This window comes from Kitasatospora sp. NPDC054768 (genome assembly GCF_053612025.1).
Genome location: NZ_JBSHBN010000081.1, coordinates 23,498 through 40,373 on the forward strand (window position 1 = coordinate 23,498; position 16,876 = coordinate 40,373).

Sequence of the window (16,876 nt, forward strand, 5' to 3'; positions counted from 1 at the left end):
TTTCGTCACGTTCGTCATGGTCGTACGGCACCCGGGGGTCACTCGGCGCCGTCCTCCCCCTCGTCGAAGTCCGCGGCCTCGTCCAGGAGCTCGTCGTCCTTGCGGTTGAACTCGACCTGGACGCGCGCCCGGGTCACCTCCGCGTACGCCAGACGGCGCTCCTTCGGACGGCCGCGCCCCTTCACCGGCTGCACCTCGACCAGTGCGCCGTCCTCGTCGGCCTCCAGCACCCGGGCGACGATCTCCCCGCCGTCCACCAGGTGGATCCTGGCCAGCCGACCTTCGGCGCGCTGCCAGTGCCGGGGCAGGACCAGCGGACGCTCCGCACCCGGCGAGCCGACCTCCAGCAGGTACGCGTCGTCCCCCATCAGGTCCGACTCGTCCAGGGCCTCACCGACCACCCGGCTGAACTCGGCGATGGCGTCCATGTCCACACCGCCGTCGGTGTCGACGTCGATCTGCACCTGCCGGCGGCTGCCCGCCCGAGTGACCCTGACGTCCTCCAGGTCCAGTCCGGCCTGCTCGGCCAGCGGCTCCAGCAACGCTCGCAGCCGGTCGGTGTGGGTGGTGCTCATCCGGGTGGACTCCTCGGCCGCGTCTGCTGTTGTCAGAAGGTCGCCGCGCACCCCCGGTGCCACACCGGAATCACGGCAGCTCGGCCCAAAGCCTATCCGGTCAAGCCCCCAACCACCGATTCCTGACCTCCCCCGGCCGCCCGCACACCACCCACTGCGAGCAACCTCACACCCGGCCCGGCATCCCCGAACCGGACCCGGGAACGTGGGGATTCTGTAATCATTCACGCCAACGAGGGCTGGCGGGGAGGCCGTCCTCCCGTACCCGCCCGGAGCGCCCCCGATGCAGCCGCCCAGCCGACGGACCCTCCTGGCCCTCGGACTGCTCACCACCCTCACCGCCTGCACCGCCTCCGTCGGCGACCGGCACGCCGACCCCACCCCGCCCCGCGACCCGGACACCCCGGTCCGCCTGCGCGCGATCGCCGCCACCGACCTCCTGCTCGGCGCCTACGACAACCTGCTCACCGTCCCGGGCGCCCGGACCGCCCTGCTCCAGCCCCTGCGCGACGACACCGTCCAGCACCGCGCCGCCCTCGTCCAGGGCCTGCCGAGCGCGAGCCCCTCCCCCACCAGCACCCCGTACCGCTCCCTCCCCACCCTCCCCGAGCTGGCCCTCATGGAGCACCGGACCGCCGAGGCCCACCTCCACGACCTCGACGAGGTCGGCCCGCCCCTGGCCCGGCTGCTCGCCTCCGTCTCCGCCTCCAACGCCCTGCACGCCGCGGCCCTCGGCGACACGACCCCCGTCCTGACCCCCGACGCCGACACCGAAGGCACCCCCGCCGGCAGAGCCGCCGCCGTCCCCGCCCTCCAGGCCGCCCTCGGCGCCGAACACGCCGCCGTCTACGGCTACGGCGTCGTCGGCGCCCACTTCCCCGACGACCCCCAACGCGCCGACGCCCGCACCACCCACGCCGCCCACCAGGCCCAACGCGACGCCTGGCAACGCCTCCTCGGCACCCTCACCGCCGCCCCCACCCCCGCCGCCGGCGGCTACCGGCTCCCCTTCCCCGTCGCCTCCCCCACCGACGCCGCCAAACTCGCCGTCCACCTGGAAACCCGCCTGACCACCGCCTACGCCGACCTGGTCACCGCCGTCCCCGCCCCCTACCGCCTCCTCGCCGCCACCGCCCTCCGCGAAGCCACCCTGCGCGCCCACCACTGGGGCGCCCCCGCCACCCCCTTCCCCGGCACCCCCGGCTGACCCGGAGCCCCCGCGCCCGCCTCCCTCCCGGAAGCCGGCACCCTCCCGAGCGCCCCGCCCTCCCAAACCCCGACAATGGACCCATGTCGGGAGCCGAACCCACCATCACCGTCCCCACCTGGCTGACGAACACCGTCACCGCCACCCACGGCGAGGCCGGCCGCCAATGGCTGGCCGACCTCCCCGCGAAGGCCGCCGCCCACCTCGCCGCCTGGAACCTCACGCTCGAACGGATCCTCGACCCCGGCGGCAGCCTCAGCCTCGTCGCGTACGTCCACCGCGACGACCTCTCCCCCGCCGTCCTCAAGATCGGCCTGCCCACCCCCGAGACCGCCCAGGAGCACACCGCCCTCGCCCACTGGGCGGGCCGCGGAGCCGTCCTCCTGCTCGACGCCGTCCCCGCCGAGGGGGTTCTCCTGCTCGAACGCCTCCACGGCGAGATCCCGCTGCGTTCCCTCGCCGAGCCGAAGGCCGCACTGGAGGCCACCAGCCTGCTGCACCGGCTCTGGACCGAACTCCCCGAGGGCCACCCCTTCCCCGCCGCCGCCCAGCGGATCGCCGCCGCCGCCCGCCTCGCGGAACACCCCCACCCCGCCGCCGCCGAAGCGCGGCAGCTGATCGCCGAGGCCCTGGACACCGCCCGGAGCCTGGCCGACTCCGCCGACGAGTCCTTCCTCCTGCACGGCGACTTCCACCACGGCAACGTCCTGGCCGCCGACCGGGCCCCCTGGCTGGCCGTCGACCCGAGCCCGCTGGCCGGCGAGCGCGCCTACGACCTGGCCCGTCTCGCCCTGGACCGCGCCGACACCCTGCTCGGCTCCCCCGGCGCCCCCGCGGCCGTCCGCCGCCGTCTGGGCCGGCTCGCCGAGTCCCTCGACGTCGACCGGGAGCGCCTGCGCGGCTGGACCCTCTTCCGGGCCGTCGACCTCGCCCTCCGCGCCCTCGCCGCGGACCGCCGCGAGGACGCCGAGCTCCACCTCGAATTCGCCGATTCCCTCTGACCTCAAGGCCCTTGAGGCCAAAGGCACTTGGGGTGCTAGGCCCCGGTTCCCCGCAGGGGCAGCCGGGCCCCCATCACCGCGTACAGCCGGTCCGTCGCCGGGAACCGCACCGCCCGCGCCAGGTCCTGGTACCCCAACGCCCGGTACAGCCGCCGCGCCGGCGTCTCCGCGTCGATCGCCGAGAGGATGCTCCGGTCCAGGCCCGACGCCTCGCACAGGGTCCGGATGATCCGCGAGCCGACCCCCTGCCCCTGGAACTCCGGCAGCACGTGCAGCTCGGTGACGGCGAAGACCCTGTCCAGCCAGTCCCCGTACCCCCGGGCGGCCAGGTAGGGCTCGATCACCGTGCTCCACCAGTGCTCCCGCTGGTTGGGCATCCCGTACCCGAACCCGACCAGCTGCCCCCCGCTCATCGCCCCCAGCGCGATCACCCCCGGCTGCTGGGCGTGCCGTCCCACGATGTGCAGCCGTACCGCGACCTCTTCGGGCGTCAGCCCGAACGCCACCGCCTGGACCTCCAGCGCCTGCGGCGCCCAGGCCGCAAGGTCGATGGCCTCGATCGTCACCCCGGTCAGCTGATCCATGCTCCGGACGTTACTACCCGTGGCCCCGCGGCGCGGCCGAAGATCCCAACAGCACCTCGCACACCGCGCCCGCCCCGCCCGGGCCTCCCCCTCAGAACAGCACGCTCATGAACGCCCCGACCTCCCGGAACCCCACCCGCCGGTACGCGGCTCGGGCCCGCAGGTTGAAGTCGTTGACGTACAGCGACGCCACCGGCGCCACCTCCCGCAACGCGACGTCCAGGACCGCCGCCATCCCGGTCTCGGAGAGCCCCTGCCCCCGGTGCTCCGGAGCGACCCAGACCCCCTGGATCTGACAGGCCCCCTCCGTCACCGCCCCGATCTCCGCCTTGAAGACGACCTGCCCGTCCTCCCCGAACCGCGCGAACGACCGTCCGGCGGAGACGAGTTCGACCACCCGGGCCTGGTAGAGGAGCCCGCCGTCCCCCGCCAGCGGCGACACCCCCACCTCCTCGGTGAACATCGCCACGCAGGCCGGCATCAGCGCCTCGACCTCGTCGCGCCGCACCCTGCGCACCAGCGGATCCGGCGCGATCTCCGCCGACGGCACCGAGGTCGCCAACAGCGGCTGGTGCGCCCGCACGTCCCGGGCCGGCCCCCAACTGCGCTCCAGCAGAGCCCAGAAGGCCGCCGTGGCCGCCGCCGGCCCGACGATCGAGGAGCAGCGCCGCCCCTGCCGGCGGGCCCGCTCCGCGAACGCCGCGACCGCCTCCGACCCGGCGTCGACGAGGACCAGGTTCGCCCCGGCGTAGCAGAGCGCGTCCAGCACGCCGTCCCCGTCGTACCAGCCCCACAACTCCCCGCCGAGCCGCCACGGGTCCAGCCCGACGGCCTCGACCCTGGTGGCGACGAACGCGTTGGCGACCGGGTCGCGGTGGAGGATCTCCAGGGCGTCCGGGAGGTCCGGCGGCTCCAGCACGCGGGTGGTGGCCAGGGCCCGGGCGGCCTGGAAGGAGCTCGGGAGCATCACACCTCGATCGAGCATCGAGACAGCACCTCACTGAGACGACTCTGGCCGCACCCTACTCCGTGGCCCCACCCGGCTACGGCCGGGGGGCCGTCCGCGACCGGACGGCCCCGCTTCCGGAAAGCACCGCACGGGTGCTCCCGTACGGTCAGGACAACCTACGGCTGTCAGAACACGCTACGCGGGGTTCGCTCCCGCACAAGCCGCGCGGGGATCACTCCCCGGCGACCACGGTCGGCGCGCCCGCCTCGACGCCGGCCGCCTGCATCTGCTCGGCGAGCTTGAGCGCCTCCTCGATCAGGGTCTCGACGATCTTCGACTCCGGAACGGTCTTGATGACCTCGCCCTTGACGAAGATCTGCCCCTTACCGTTGCCGGAGGCGACCCCGAGGTCGGCCTCGCGGGCCTCGCCCGGACCGTTCACGACGCAGCCCATGACGGCCACCCGCAGCGGCACCTCCATGCCCTCCAGCCCGGCGGTGACCTCCTCCGCGAGCTTGTAGACGTCCACCTGGGCGCGTCCGCAGGACGGGCAGGAGACGATCTCCAGGCCGCGCTCGCGCAGTCCGAGCGACTCCAGGATCTGGTTGCCGACCTTGATCTCCTCGGCCGGCGGGGCGGAGAGCGAGACCCGGATGGTGTCGCCGATGCCCTCGGCCAGCAGCGCGCCGAAGGCGACCGCCGACTTGATGGTGCCCTGGAAGGCCGGCCCGGCCTCGGTCACGCCGAGGTGCAGCGGGTAGTCGCACGCGGCGGCGAGCTGGCGGTAGGCGTTGATCATCACGACCGGGTCGTTGTGCTTGACCGAGATCTTGATGTCGCGGAAGTCGTGCTCCTCGAACAGCGAGCACTCCCACAGCGCCGACTCGACCAGCGCCTCCGGGGTGGCCCGGCCGTACTTCTCCATCAGCCGCTTGTCCAGCGAGCCGGCGTTGACGCCGATCCGGATCGGGACGCCCGCGTCCTTGGCGGCCTTGGCGATCTCGCCGACCTTGTCGTCGAAAGCCTTGATGTTGCCCGGGTTCACGCGCACCGCCGCGCAGCCGGCGTCGATCGCCGCGAAGACGTACTTGGGCTGGAAGTGGATGTCCGCGATGACCGGGATCTGCGACTTCCTGGCGATGATCGGCAGCGCGTCGGCGTCGTCCTGCGAGGGCACGGCGACCCGGACGATCTGGCAGCCGGACGCGGTGAGCTGGGCGATCTGCTGGAGCGTGGCGTTGATGTCCGAGGTCACGGTGGTGGTCATCGACTGCACCGAGACCGGCGCGTCGCCGCCGACCGGCACGTTGCCGACCATGATCTGCCGGGAGTAACGGCGCTTGGCCAGCGGCTTGAGCGGCAGGGACGGAATACCGAGCGAGATCGCGGTCATGTGCGCAGGGTTCCCCGGGGTTGAGGTGTGGTCGACCGCCCGGCCGTGACACGGCCGAGGCCGGGCGCGCTGACGATCGCGCACCCGGCCTCCACGGTACGGCACCGTCATGGCGCCCAGCACACCCGTGGTACCCGAACGCCCTAACTGATCTTCACCGGGTTCACCAGGTCGGCGACCATCACCAGCAGGGTGAAGCCGATGAAGATGCTGGCCACCACGTACGCCACCGGCATCAGCTTGGCGACGTCGAAGGGGCCCGGGTCGGGCCGCCGGAACAGCTGTGCGAACCGGCGCCGGACCGCCTCCCAGGCCGCGCCGGCGATGTGCCCGCCGTCCAGCGGGAGCAGCGGCAGCATGTTGAAGAGGAAGAGCGACAGGTTGATGCCGGCCAGCAGGTTCACGTAGAACGCGATCCGCTGGGTGCCGGGGATGTCGAGCGAGAAGACCTCGCCGCTGACCCGGGCGGCGCCGACCATGCCGATCGGCGAGTCCGGATCGCGCGGGGCGTCGCCGACGACCGCGTTCCACAGCCCCGGGATCTTGCCCGGCAACGCGATCAGCGACTTCACCCCGTTCTCGGTCATGTCGTACATCCGGTCGACCGACTGCCCGAATCCCAGCCGGACCACACCACTCGCGGGAGTGAATCCGAGGAACCCGGCCTGGACGCTCTGGCCCTTGAGCGGGACACCGTTGCCGTCGTACTTCTGGACGTCGTTGACCGCGATGGTCGGGTTGAGGGTGAGCTGCTCCCCGGCCCGCTCGACCACGACCGGCACGCTCCGGCCGGCCGACTCGCGGATGTCCGCCTGGAGCTGGTCGTAGCTGTGGATCCGGTCGCCGTCGAAGGAGAGGATCCGGTCGCCCGCCCTGAGTCCGGCCTGGGCGGCCGGGGTCTGCGGGGCGCCCTCCGGGCAGGTGTCCCGGGGCTGGCCGACCTTGACCACGCACTTCTCGACCGAGCTGACCGTCGGCACGCTCATGTTGACGCCGAAGCCCATCATGACGGTCAGGAAGAGCCCGAACGCCAGGATCAGGTTCATGAACGGACCGGCGAACATGACGATCATGCGCTTCCAGGGCTTGCGGGTGTAGAAGAGCCGGCTCTCGTCACCCTCCTGGATCTCCTCGTAGGAGGCCTCGCGGGCGTCCTCGATCATGGTTCGCCAGGGCGAACTGCTGCGCTTGGTGATCCGGCCGTCCTCGCCCGGCGGGAACATCCCGATCATCCGGATGTACCCGCCGAACGGGATCGCCTTGATGCCGTACTCGGTCTCGCCCTTCCGGCGCGACCAGAGGGTCGGGCCGAAGCCGACCATGTACTGCGGCACCCGGATGCCGAACAGCTTGGCCGTGGAGAGGTGGCCGAGTTCGTGCCAGGCGATCGAGATGAGCAACCCGATGACGAAGACCAGGATGCCGACCACCGTCAAAACCGTTGCCACCGTTGGTCCTCCGTCATGCCGCTCCGCTCATCGTCTCGTCCTACCGCAATCGGGGCCATGGGCCGACCGCCAGCCGACCGTCAGCCGGCCGCCAGCTCGCGGGCCCGGGCGCGCGCCCAGTCCTCCGCGTGCAGGACGTCCTCCACCGTCAGGGAAGTTCCCGCCGCCGCGGCGCCGTCCCGCTGACCGTGCTCGGCCACGACCTTGGCAACAGTGTCCACGATTCCGGTGAAGGCGAGGCGGCCCTTCAGAAATGCCTCCACGCACTCCTCGTTCGCCGCGTTGAAGACCGCCGGGAAGGTGGTGCCCAGGGCGCCCACCTCCCGGGCCAGCTCGACCGCCGGGAAGGCCTCGTCGTCCAGCGGGAAGAACTCCCACGTGGCGGCCCTGGTCCAGTCGCAGGCGGGAGCGGCGTCCGGCACCCGGTCCGGCCAGCCCAGGCCCAGCGCGATCGGCATCCGCATGTCCGGCGGGCTCGCCTGGGCCAGGGTCGAACCGTCGGTGAACTCCACCATCGAGTGCACCACCGACTGCGGATGGACGACGACCTCGATCCGGTCGAACGGCACGTCGTACAGCAGGTGCGCCTCGATCACCTCCAGGCCCTTGTTCACCAGGGTGGCCGAGTTGATCGTGACGACCGGGCCCATCGACCAGGTCGGGTGCGCCAGCGCGTCCTGCGGGGTCACCCCGGCCAGCTGCTCCCGGGTGCGGTTGCGGAACGGGCCGCCGCTGGCGGTGACCACCAGCTTGCGCACCTCGGCCCGGGTGCCGCCGGCCAGCGCCTGGAACAGCGCGGCGTGCTCGGAGTCCACCGGCACGATCTGGCCCGGCTTCGCCACCGCCTTCACCAGCGGACCGCCGACGATCAGCGACTCCTTGTTGGCCAGCACCAGCACCCGGCCCGCCTCCAGCGCGGCCAGCGTCGGCCGCAGGCCGATCGAACCGGTGATGCCGTTCAGCACCGAGTGGCACTCCAGGGCGGCCAGCTCGGTCGCCGCGTCCGGACCCGCCAGCACGGTCGGCAGCGGACCGCCCGCCGCCTTCGCGGCCAGCGCCTCGCGCAGCGCCGGCTCGGCCGCCGGATCGGCCACCGCCACGGTGTGCACGCCCAACCGCACCGCCTGCTCGGCGAGCAGCTCCACCCGGCCGCCCGCCGCCGACAGCGCGACCACCCGGAAGCGGTCCGGGTTGCGGAGCACCACGTCGATCGCCTGGGTGCCGATCGAACCGGTGGAACCCAGGATCACCAGCTCCCGGGGGCCGGAGGGGTCCGCCACGGTGGGCGTGAAGCGCAGCTGCGGGTGGGCGAGCGAAGTCATGCGCCCATTGTGTCCTGTCCGCGGCACCGCCCCGGACTTCTGGTGTCCTGTCCGCGGCACCGCCCCGGACCTCCCCGGACCTCCCCGGACCTCCCCGGACCTCCCCGGACCTCCCGGCCCGTCCCGGGCTACCGTCGGAACCATGCGTACCGTCATCGCCGGGGGCCACGGACAGATCGCGCTCCGACTGGAACGGCTGCTCGCCGCCCGCGGCGAACGCCCGGCCGGCATCATCCGCCGCCCCGAACAGGCCCGGGACCTCGTCGACGCCGGCGCCGAACCACTGCTGCTCGACCTGGAGGCCGCCACCGCCACGCAGCTCGCCGGACTGCTGACCGGCGCCGACGCGGTCGTCTTCGCCGCCGGCGCCGGACCGGGCAGCGGCGCCGCCCGCAAGAACACCGTGGACCGGGACGCCGCCGTACTGCTCGCCGACGCCGCCGAACTCGCCGGGATCCGCCGGTACCTGATGGTCTCGGCGATGGCCGCCGACGCCGCGGCGCACCACCCCGCCGACGAGGTCTTCGAGACCTACCTGCGGGCCAAGGGCGCCGCCGACGACGCCGTCCGGGCCCGCACCGGCCTGGACTGGACCGTGCTGCGCCCCGGGCGGCTCACCGACGGCCCCGGCACCGGCCTGGTCCGGCTCGCCCCCTCGGTCGACCGCGGCGCGGTCGACCGGGCCGACGTCGCCGCCGTCCTGGCCGCCCTGCTGCACGAGCCCGGCACCGCCGGACTGACCCTGGAACTGGTCTCCGGGAACGTCGCCGTCGAGGAGGCCGTCGCCGCGGCCGCCGGGCACGACGGCTGAGCCCGCGCGGGGGCGCGAAACGCCGGGAGGGCCCGGTTCGGCGAACCGGGCCCTCCCACCGCAGCGCTACGGCACTGCCACGACGTCGTTCAGAGGTCGAGGCCGGTCAGGACCATGACCTTCTCGACGGTGTAGTCGTCCATCGCGTACTTGACGCCCTCACGGCCGACACCGGAGTCCTTGACGCCGCCGTACGGCATCTGGTCGGCGCGGTAGGACGGCGCGTCGCCGATGATCACACCACCGACCTCCAGCTCCCGGTGGGCGCGGAAGGCGGTCTGCAGGTCGTGGGTGAACACACCCGCCTGGAGGCCGAACGCGGAGTCGTTGACCGCCGCGAAGGCCTCGTCCACGCCGTCCACCTTGTGCAGCGAAAGCACCGGGCCGAACACCTCGGCCTTGGCCAGGATGGCGTCCCCGGGCAGGTCGGCCAGCACGGTCGGGGCGTAGGTCGCACCCTCGCGGGAGCCGCCGGTGAGCACCTTGGCGCCCTTGGCGACCGCGTCCTCGACCCAGGACTCGACGCGCTTCGCGGCGTTCTCGTCGATCAGCGGGCCGACGTCGGTCGCGTCGTCGCCCGGGTCACCGGTGACCTGCGCCTTGACCTTCGCGACGACCTTCTCCACCAGCGCGTCGTACACCGAGGCGTCGGCGATCACCCGCTGCACCGAGATGCACGACTGGCCGCCCTGGTAGTTCGCGAACATCGCGATCCGGGTGGCCGCCCAGTCCAGGTCGGCCTCCGAGGACCAGTCGGCGAGCACCACGGCCGCGGCGTTGCCGCCGAGCTCCAGGGTGCAGTGCTTGCGCGGCACCGAGTCCATGATCTGGTAGCCGACCTTGTCCGAACCGGTGAAGGAGATCACCGGCAGGCGCTCGTCCTGCACCAGGGCCGGCATCCGGTCGTTCGGCACGGTCAGGATCGACCAGGAGCCGACCGGCAGGTCGGTCTCGGCCAGGATCTCGCCCAGCACCATCGCCGACAGCGGGGTCGACGGAGCCGGCTTCAGGATGATCGGCGCACCGACCGCGATCGCCGGGGCGACCTTGTGGGCGACCAGGTTCAGCGGGAAGTTGAACGGGGCGATCCCGAGCACCACACCGCGCGGGAAACGGCGCACCACCGCGAAACGGCCCACGCCGCCCGGGTCGGTGTCCAGGCGCATGGTCTCGCCGTTGGTGCGACGCGCCTCCTCGGCGGCCCAGCGGAAGACCGACACCGCACGGCCGATCTCACCGCGGGCCCACTTGATCGGCTTGCCGTTCTCGGCGCTGACCAGCTGGGCGAGCTCCTCGGTGCGCTCGGTCAGCCGCTTGGCCACGTGGTCCAGGGCGGCGGCACGCTGGTGCGCCGGAGTGGCGGCGAACACCGGCAGCGCGGCGACGGCGGCGTCCAGCGCCTCCTCGACCTGGGCCTCGGTCGGGATGCTCACCTTGCCGACCAGACGGCCGTCCCAGCTGTTGTGCACCTCGAAGTCGGCGTCACCGCTCGCCCGGCGGCCGGCGAGCCAGAAATCGTACGTGGTGGTCACCGTGGTACCGGCCCTCTCCTCGTCTGTCCTACGGCCCACGGACGTGGGACCCGGATTTGAGGGTAGGCGGGGCGGCGCGCCGACCGGATTGGCCGACTAGGAGCGTTCGCCCCCGGGGCCACTCCACCACGTCCTACCGGGGCGCGGTCCGCGTCCCGCCGGAGCCTCGTCCACCGCCCGCCGCGTGAACCGCCCGTGCCACCCCGTACGTCACTCCTCGCCGGAACGCAGCGCCAGCCACAGCTCCATCCGCACGTCCGTGTCGTCCAGCGAGCGCCCCAGCAACTCCTCGACACGGCGCATCCGGTAGCGCAACGTGTGCCGGTGCACCCCCAGGTCCGCCGCCGCCGCGTCCCACTGGCCGTGCCGGGACAACCACGCCCGCAACGACGCCACCAGATCCCCGCGGGCCGTCCGGTCGTGCTCCCGCAACGGCCGCAGCAACCCCTCCGCGAAGGCCGTCACCGCGTCCTCGCCCAACAGCGGCAGCAGCGACCCCGCGCCGACCTCCTCGTGGTCCACCGACCGGCGGCCGCCGCGCAACGCCACCGCCAACGCCCGCTCGGCCTGCGCGTGCGCCGTCCCGGCCTCCTCCAGCGCGGCCGGCGCCGAGACACCCAACGACAGGCCCTCGTGCTCCTCCACCGTGCCCAGACAAGCCCGGTGCACCGCGCCGTTGTCCAACGCCAGCACCATCAGCCGCTGCCCGTGCGCACCGTCCTCCCGCGCCACCAACAGCTTCTCCCCCACCCGGGCGCCCGCCTGCTCGGCCCGGTCGCCCAGCTCCCCGAGCGCCTCCGCGGCATCCGCGTTCGCCGGCCCCGCCCCGGCCACCAGAACCCGTATCGTCCCCTCCGGCAGCCCCCCGAACAGCCCCACCGCCACCTGGCGGGCCGTCGCCACCTCACCGGCCAGCACCATCCGCAACAGCGCCGCGCCCATCCGCTCCTCGGCCTGCCGCAGCTCCCGCGACCGCTCCAGGGTGAGGGTCAGCAGCGCCACCGCCGCGTTCAGCACATACCGCTCGGTCGGCGTGATCCGGTCCTCGGTCCCGACCGCCAGGAAGCCCCGGGCCCGCCGGTCCGCCCCCAGCGACTGGACCACCACGTAGTCCTCGTCCGCCGTGTCTATCCCCGGCGCGCGCCCCTGCAACGCCGCACTCGACGGCGCCGGCCGCCGACGCAGCCGGTCCACCTCCGCCGCCAGCCGCCCCGCCCGGCGAGCCGCCCAGTCCGGCGCCACCACCGACAGCGCGCCCGACCCGTCGTACAGCGCCGCCCAACCCCCCAGCCGGGCCGCCAGCCGACGCACCACCGCCGTCGTGCCGTCCTTGCCGAGCGCCGCCCGGGTCAGCTCCTCCTGCGCCTCGAAGCTGGTCGTCACCGCCTCGTACTGCTCCGCGGCCAGCGCCGCCGACACCACCTTGCTGATCGCGATGAACGGCGTCGGCTCCGGCACCCGCAACAGCGGCAGCCCGCGCTGCGCCGCCGCGTCCACCAGCGGCTGCGGCACCTCGGTGTGCGACAACCCCACCCCCAGCCCCAGCCCGACCACCCCCGCGTCGGCCAACCGGTGCACGTACGCCTGCAACTGCGCCGCCGTACGGCCCAGCTTGATACCGGTGGTGAGCAGCAGCTCGCCACCCTCCAGGAACGGCGTCGGGTCGTCCAGCTCACTGGTGTGCACCCAGCGGACCGGACGTTCCAGGTGATCCGCACCGGCGAGGACCGTCAGATGGAGCGACGTGTTACGGACGACGGAGGCGAGTGTGGGGGGCATGGCACCTTCGAAGGATCGACCTGACCGCGCCGTTGCGGCCGGGCGAGGAGAGGGACGTGGGACTGGTGAGGGTCTCTCCCCTTCATTATGGACGCCCCGGACAACCCGCACTGCCGAATCCACCTCGAAGGCGACTTCCCCGGCAGCCCGCCGTCAACCCCGGAGATCCACCAGCAACGGCGGCACCTGCTCCCCCGACACCGCCGTCAACGACACCACCGCATGCCCCGCCGGCAGCGCGTGCGCCAGATCCGACGGCGACCACCGCAGCCGCTCCACGTCCCGCGTCGTCACCGACTCCGTCTGCGCCGTCGTCCCCGACAACGCCTTCCGCCCGACCCGCCCGGCCCGCCGTATCACCCCACCGGAGGTGTCGGGGGTGTGGGTGACCGCGGTCTCCTGCACCAGGTGCGTCCCCCAGGCCTCCGAGAACAGCTTCCCGTCCCACGGCGCGATCCCCGGGAACGCCATCCGGCAGCCGACCGCGCCGAACAGCGGAGCCCGCAGCGCCTCCGGCAGGTCCACCAGCGTCCGCAGCAACAGCACCGCGCCCGCGTTCGCCCCGCGCATCCGCTGCAGGCCGCGCACCGCGGTGGCGTCCAGCGCCGCCGAGGCGTCGTCCACCACCAGGCCCGCGAACAGCGAGCGGTCCTCGCGGGCCCCGGCCGCCTGCACGAACTGCCCCACCACCAGCCGGGACAGCATCCGCGCCGCCTCCGGGTGACTCCGCTCGGGCAGTTTCACCCGCACCCGCAGCGGATGGTCCAGCACCCGCATCGCGAACGGGGGCCGACCGGTCCCATCGGTCGCGAAGGCCCCCTCGAAGGCTGGCCGCTCCAACAGCGCCAGCCGGTCCGCCAGCAGCGCCCCGGGGTCGTCCGCCCGGTCGCGCTGCCGCTCCCGGTGCTCCAGGTCCCGCTCGTGGACGGCCAGCCGGCCGGCCACCCCGAGCGCCTTCACCAGGGGCGCCAGCACATCCGGCTCACCCGCCAGCAGCGCCCGCAGCTCCCGCACCCCCGGGTAACGGCCGTACGCCGCGTGGAACGGGCCCACCACCTGCTGCAACGCGGTCCGGGCGTGCTCCGCGCGGGCAGTCAGCTCGTCCGGCAGCAACGCCTCGGCCAGCCGGGCGGCCGCCTCGTCGGGGTCCCGTGCGGCGCCGTAGAGGTCCAGCCCGTACAGCGAGGACGGATCGCCGGGCGCGATCACCACGTCGTACCAGGAGTCCGGGCCGAGATCGGCGTCCGCCGCCCCGACCACCACCGCACAGGCCGTACCCGACAACGCCTGCAGGCACAACGCCTCCGCCACCGGCCGGGCCAGCCGCGCCGTCTTCCCCGTACCGGCCGGGCCCACCGCCAGCAGCGACGTGCCCAGCACCGACGGGTCCAGCGCGAAACCGGCCGCCCGGTGGCCCAACGGGTTCTTCGGGACGTCCTGCGCGGTGCCCAGCCGGACCTGGCCGAGCAGCAGATCATGCCGCTCGGCACGGCCGGGCAGCTCGCGCGACTCGGAAGGATGGGCGAAGGCCGCCGCACCGCGCGAGGCCACCTGCTCGGCGAAGGCGGGCACGAACACCGGGTCCGCCTGGGCGGACTCCCAGGCGCGCCGGATCCGCACGTAGTCGACGTCCCCCACGGCCTCACCGTCCAGCCGGGCCGCCGCACCGACCGCACCGCCCCGGCGCAGCCCGTCCCACGGATCCCGCCCCCGCACGCCCTCGGCCGCCCCCGGGGCGTCCTCCTCGACGAGCTTCTCCTGCGTCACCGTGCGCGACAACAGCGGAGTGACGTAACGGCGCCACACCTCGGGCCAGCGGCCCATCCGGCCGAAGAACTTGATGACCACGGCGACCACCACGATGTTGGCCACCAGCAGGGTGAACATGGCCTCCGACTCGGAGGGCGAGGCGAGCGGGCCGATGCCCGTCTGTCCGCCGAACCACACCAGGACGTACATCAGCAGCTGGGTGCCGTACAGATAGGCGAACCACGCCACCACCGCGTTCAGCCCCGCCCGCAGCAGCAGCGGCCAGGTGGCGACCTTGGCCGCCTCCGCCCGCTCCGGGTCGAGGCGGCGATAGCCGAGCCGGTAGACGCCCGGTTCGGCGTCGGGGCGCGGGGCGCAGGCCCAGGCGGCGAGGTCGAAGGGGGACGTGCCCCCGCCGGGGCGTTGGTGGGGCAAGGGGCTCGGGGGGCTGGTGGTGTTGTGCTCGCCGTGGTGGTGTGCCCCGTCCTGTGCCATGTACGGCCCCGCTCCCTCGCCCGCCCGCCCGGCCCGACCGCCGTCGGTGCCGCCATACCCATGCCGCCGTACCGGCGACACGCCCGCGCTCAGGGTAGTGGAGCGTGGCCTGCGGGTAGTCGTGCCGCCCGCGCTGGCCGTGCCGGACAAGTCGGACGGCGCACTGCTACCGAGTGGCGCGTGCCCGGGTGGGGAGGGCGGCCGTAGCCTGCGAAGCACCGAGCCGAGAAGTCTGGAGAAACCCCATGAGCGCCGCAACGCCGCTCCCGCAGGAGCGCCGCCTGGTCACCGCGATCCCCGGTCCGAAGTCGCAGGAGCTGCACGCCCGCAAGCTGGGTGCGGTGGCGGCCGGTGTCGGCACCACCCTGCCGGTGTACGTGTCCCGTGCCAACGGCGGCGTGCTGGAGGACGTGGACGGCAACTCGCTGATCGACTTCGGTTCCGGCATCGCCGTGACGAACGTCGGCAACAGCGCCGAGGCCGTGGTGGCCCGGACGACCGAGCAGCTGGGCAACTTCACGCACACCTGTTTCATGGTGACCCCGTACGAGGGTTACGTGGCGGTCGCCGAGCAGCTGAACGAGCTGACCCCGGGTGACCACGAGAAGCGCACCGCGCTGTTCAACTCGGGTTCCGAGGCCGTCGAGAACGCGGTGAAGATCGCCCGCGCCTACACCAAGCGCCAGGCCATCGTGGTGTTCGACCACGGCTACCACGGCCGCACCAACCTGACCCTGGCGCTGACGGCGAAGAACATGCCGTACAAGCAGGGCTTCGGTCCGTTCGCCCCCGAGGTCTACCGGGTGCCGGTCGCCTACCCGTACCGCTGGCTGACCGGTGCGGAGAACGCCGCCGCCGAGGCCGCGGCCCAGGCGATCGACGCGATCAACAAGCAGATCGGTGCCGAGAACGTCGCCGCGATCATCATCGAGCCGATCCAGGGCGAGGGCGGCTTCATCGAGCCGGCCAAGGGCTTCCTGCCGGCGATCGTGGAGTTCGCGAAGGCGAACGGCATCGTGTTCGTCGCGGACGAGATCCAGACCGGTTTCTGCCGTACCGGCCAGTGGTTCGCGTGCGAGGACGAGGGCATCGTCCCGGACCTGATCACCACCGCGAAGGGCATCGCCGGCGGCCTGCCGCTGTCCGCGCTGACCGGCCGCGCCGAGATCATGGACGCCGCGCAGACCGGTGGTCTGGGTGGCACCTACGGTGGCAACCCGGTGGCCTGTGCCGCCGCGCTGGGCGCCATCGAGACCATGAAGGAGCTGGACCTCAACGGCAAGGCGCAGCGGATCGGCGAGATCATGCTGGGCCGCCTGCGGGCCATGCAGGAGAAGTACGAGATCATCGGTGAGGTCCGCGGCCGCGGTGCGATGATCGCCGTCGAGCTGGTGCTGCCGGGCGGCAAGGAGCCGAACGCGGCGGCCACCGCGGCCATCGCCAAGGCCTGCCACGCCGAGGGCCTGGTCGTGCTGACCGCCGGCACCTATGGCAACGTGCTGCGCTTCCTGCCGCCGCTGGTCATGCCGGAGCACCTGCTGACCGAGGGCCTGGACATCCTGGAGGGTGCGTTCGCCGCCCTCTGAGCGGTGTCGCCCGTCCGGTCGTGAACCCCCGCCGGAGGGTTGTCCGGACAGCGCTGAACGGCCCGTGGGGACCTCTTGGTCCGCACGGGCCGTTCGGTTTCCGGCGTGCCGCGCGGGCGGTCCGGGCATGATCGACGGGGTGCCCCGGAGGTTGCCCGGCGCGGGGTGAAGATGGTGTGCGGAATCGCTGAAGGCGCTCGGCGCGGAAGGGCTGTTGACGTAGTGTCATCGCAGATGGACAGCGAGCCTCAGCCGTTGGCGCGGCCGTCCGCGGGGCCCCTTCCGGGGCCGGTCGCGCGGGTGCCGCACGAGGACGACCAGGCCGGCCCGGGAGGGTCGGCGCCCACCGAAGGCCGATCGACCGACCGTCCGACCCACACCCCCCGGGGCGCGCGGAACGGCGATCATCAGAGCCGCCCCGGAGCTCTCCCCCCTGCTCCGGCTG

The 16,876-nt window shown here is 73.3% G+C and carries 13 protein-coding genes; 4 read left to right on the forward strand and 9 right to left on the reverse strand.

Annotated elements, in window-relative coordinates; all coding sequences use genetic code 11:
• Window positions 1–38: 38 nt before the first annotated feature.
• Window positions 39–575, reverse strand: a complete 537-nt coding sequence (rimP, locus tag ACWGKU_RS23260) for a ribosome maturation factor RimP (RefSeq protein ID WP_359909157.1) — start codon at window positions 573–575, stop codon at window positions 39–41.
• Window positions 576–858: 283 nt separating this feature from the next.
• Here rimP and ACWGKU_RS23265 point away from each other — a divergent pair, with 283 nt between their 5' ends.
• Both ACWGKU_RS23265 and ACWGKU_RS23270 read left to right on the forward strand, forming a co-directional pair.
• Window positions 859–1,782 carry a ferritin-like domain-containing protein gene (locus tag ACWGKU_RS23265; RefSeq protein ID WP_452179573.1) on the forward strand — a complete coding sequence of 308 codons (924 nt, stop codon included), beginning with the start codon at window positions 859–861 and terminating at the stop codon, window positions 1,780–1,782.
• An 83-nt stretch (window positions 1,783–1,865) separates the two neighbouring features.
• The gene (locus ACWGKU_RS23270) at window positions 1,866–2,783 is read left to right on the forward strand and encodes an aminoglycoside phosphotransferase family protein (protein ID WP_452179574.1); all 918 of its coding nucleotides are present in this window, start codon (window positions 1,866–1,868) and stop codon (window positions 2,781–2,783) included.
• A gap of 35 nt (window positions 2,784–2,818) precedes the next feature.
• On the opposite strand, the gene ACWGKU_RS23275 is transcribed toward ACWGKU_RS23270, so the two are convergent.
• The 5 genes from ACWGKU_RS23275 to dxr all read right to left on the reverse strand — a co-directional run bounded on the left by ACWGKU_RS23275 (window position 2,819) and on the right by dxr (window position 8,479).
• Entirely contained in the window at window positions 2,819–3,367 is a 549-nt protein-coding gene (locus ACWGKU_RS23275) for a GNAT family N-acetyltransferase (RefSeq protein WP_359909165.1), read from the reverse strand.
• A 91-nt stretch (window positions 3,368–3,458) separates the two neighbouring features.
• A complete protein-coding gene (locus ACWGKU_RS23280) occupies window positions 3,459–4,334 on the reverse strand; it encodes a GNAT family N-acetyltransferase (protein ID WP_452179580.1) in 876 nt (291 codons plus the stop codon).
• Between the two features lie 214 nt (window positions 4,335–4,548).
• Window positions 4,549–5,709, reverse strand: a complete 1,161-nt coding sequence (gene ispG / locus ACWGKU_RS23285; protein WP_359909168.1) for a flavodoxin-dependent (E)-4-hydroxy-3-methylbut-2-enyl-diphosphate synthase — start codon at window positions 5,707–5,709, stop codon at window positions 4,549–4,551.
• Between the two features lie 143 nt (window positions 5,710–5,852).
• The gene (locus ACWGKU_RS23290; RefSeq protein WP_401046808.1) at window positions 5,853–7,157 is read right to left on the reverse strand and encodes a M50 family metallopeptidase; all 1,305 of its coding nucleotides are present in this window, start codon (window positions 7,155–7,157) and stop codon (window positions 5,853–5,855) included.
• A gap of 80 nt (window positions 7,158–7,237) precedes the next feature.
• Entirely contained in the window at window positions 7,238–8,479 is a 1,242-nt protein-coding gene (gene dxr, locus ACWGKU_RS23295) for a 1-deoxy-D-xylulose-5-phosphate reductoisomerase (RefSeq protein WP_452179575.1), read from the reverse strand.
• 142 nt (window positions 8,480–8,621) lie between these two features.
• Between dxr and ACWGKU_RS23300 the strand changes: the two genes are divergently transcribed.
• A complete protein-coding gene (locus ACWGKU_RS23300; protein ID WP_359909177.1) occupies window positions 8,622–9,290 on the forward strand; it encodes an NAD(P)-binding oxidoreductase in 669 nt (222 codons plus the stop codon).
• Between the two features lie 89 nt (window positions 9,291–9,379).
• Here ACWGKU_RS23300 and ACWGKU_RS23305 read toward each other — a convergent pair whose 3' ends face one another.
• The 3 genes from ACWGKU_RS23305 to ACWGKU_RS23315 form a co-directional block, all read right to left on the reverse strand.
• Entirely contained in the window at window positions 9,380–10,822 is a 1,443-nt protein-coding gene (locus ACWGKU_RS23305) for an aldehyde dehydrogenase family protein (protein WP_401046803.1), read from the reverse strand.
• 210 nt (window positions 10,823–11,032) lie between these two features.
• Entirely contained in the window at window positions 11,033–12,601 is a 1,569-nt protein-coding gene (locus ACWGKU_RS23310) for a PucR family transcriptional regulator (RefSeq protein WP_359909183.1), read from the reverse strand.
• A gap of 153 nt (window positions 12,602–12,754) precedes the next feature.
• Window positions 12,755–14,845 carry an ATP-binding protein gene (locus ACWGKU_RS23315; RefSeq protein ID WP_452179576.1) on the reverse strand — a complete coding sequence of 697 codons (2,091 nt, stop codon included), beginning with the start codon at window positions 14,843–14,845 and terminating at the stop codon, window positions 12,755–12,757.
• A gap of 245 nt (window positions 14,846–15,090) precedes the next feature.
• Between ACWGKU_RS23315 and gabT the strand changes: the two genes are divergently transcribed.
• A complete protein-coding gene (gene gabT / locus ACWGKU_RS23320; protein ID WP_359909189.1) occupies window positions 15,091–16,431 on the forward strand; it encodes a 4-aminobutyrate--2-oxoglutarate transaminase in 1,341 nt (446 codons plus the stop codon).
• Window positions 16,432–16,876 lie beyond the last annotated feature (445 nt).

Bases quoted from the DNA above. Each gene is read 5' to 3' on its own strand.
- rimP (WP_359909157.1), bottom strand. From the start codon at position 575: ATGAGCACCACCCACACCGACCGGCTGCGAGCGTTGCTGGAGCCGCTG.
- ACWGKU_RS23265 (WP_452179573.1), top strand. From the start codon at position 859: ATGCAGCCGCCCAGCCGACGGACCCTCCTGGCCCTCGGACTGCTCACC.
- ACWGKU_RS23270 (WP_452179574.1), top strand. From the start codon at position 1,866: ATGTCGGGAGCCGAACCCACCATCACCGTCCCCACCTGGCTGACGAAC.
- ACWGKU_RS23275 (WP_359909165.1), bottom strand. From the start codon at position 3,367: ATGGATCAGCTGACCGGGGTGACGATCGAGGCCATCGACCTTGCGGCC.
- ACWGKU_RS23280 (WP_452179580.1), bottom strand. From the start codon at position 4,334: ATGCTCCCGAGCTCCTTCCAGGCCGCCCGGGCCCTGGCCACCACCCGC.
- ispG (WP_359909168.1), bottom strand. From the start codon at position 5,709: ATGACCGCGATCTCGCTCGGTATTCCGTCCCTGCCGCTCAAGCCGCTG.
- dxr (WP_452179575.1), bottom strand. From the start codon at position 8,479: ATGACTTCGCTCGCCCACCCGCAGCTGCGCTTCACGCCCACCGTGGCG.
- ACWGKU_RS23300 (WP_359909177.1), top strand. From the start codon at position 8,622: ATGCGTACCGTCATCGCCGGGGGCCACGGACAGATCGCGCTCCGACTG.
- ACWGKU_RS23310 (WP_359909183.1), bottom strand. From the start codon at position 12,601: ATGCCCCCCACACTCGCCTCCGTCGTCCGTAACACGTCGCTCCATCTG.
- ACWGKU_RS23315 (WP_452179576.1), bottom strand. From the start codon at position 14,845: ATGGCACAGGACGGGGCACACCACCACGGCGAGCACAACACCACCAGC.
- gabT (WP_359909189.1), top strand. From the start codon at position 15,091: ATGAGCGCCGCAACGCCGCTCCCGCAGGAGCGCCGCCTGGTCACCGCG.